This is a genomic window from Alcanivorax sp. HI0044 (genome assembly GCF_001634945.1).
In genome coordinates this window covers 1-749 of sequence record NZ_LWEZ01001365.1, presented here as the reverse complement: position 1 = coordinate 749, position 749 = coordinate 1, and the positions used below count along the sequence as shown (strand labels likewise).

Below are 749 nucleotides of genomic sequence, written 5' to 3'. Positions count from 1 at the left end.
GCAACACGACCAGACCAGACACCAGCGCCAGTGCATACACCACGCCGATGGCTCCCATCACATAGACCCCGAACAGATGATGCCCGTCTCCCGGAATCCCGGCTGTCTGGTGGAGCATGTCCACCAGGTTGGCCATGGGCGAGGTGCTGAACGGTGCGGTTACCAATTCGCCCTGTTCATCCAGGGTAGCCCCCCAGGGCGCCTGGGGGTCGAAACGGGAGCGTTCCGGGTTGGCATCCCACACCAGTGGCGCGCCAATATTCTCGCTGGGCTGCAGGTGCAGGGTAAAACCCTTTGCCGCTTCTGGATGGGCTGCCAGGGTTTTCTGCATCAACAGTAACCACTGATCCCCCGCCACCCACTGGGCTTGAGCACCAGGCGGTGTTGCCCAGCGATCCAGCGTCCCCTTGAACATGGTCATGGCACCGGCAAAGAAACAGATAAAAAGCGCCATGCCGGCAATCAGGCCCGTCCAAGTATGGAGGGTTTTGTAGGTCTTGATGATATCCGCACGCATGTCAGGCAGCCCCAAGAATCTGCGGTGTAATAAACAAGGCAACATGGGCTGCCGTTGTGGCGCTGCCCAGTACCAACCAGGCACGCAGCCCAGTGCGGAACAGGTAGACCAGGCTCCATACGGTCATCCAGTAGAGAGAGATCGCCCACATATTGAACTGCACCTTGTCCGGCGCCCCTATGCCCCCGGGGCCCCACCAGGCAAACAGACCACTAATGGCCACCGCCAGCGC

At 60.5% G+C, this 749-nt stretch carries 2 protein-coding genes; both read right to left on the bottom strand.

All coding sequences use genetic code 11. From position 1 onward, the window contains the following. Nucleotides 1–517: PepSY-associated TM helix domain-containing protein (locus A3730_RS20220; protein ID WP_197477545.1), on the bottom strand; the 517-nt coding region annotated here is incomplete at its 3' end. A 1-nt stretch (nt 518) separates the two neighbouring features. Then, on the bottom strand, nt 519–749 hold a 231-nt coding region (locus A3730_RS31970), incomplete at its 5' end, for a hypothetical protein (protein ID WP_197477544.1).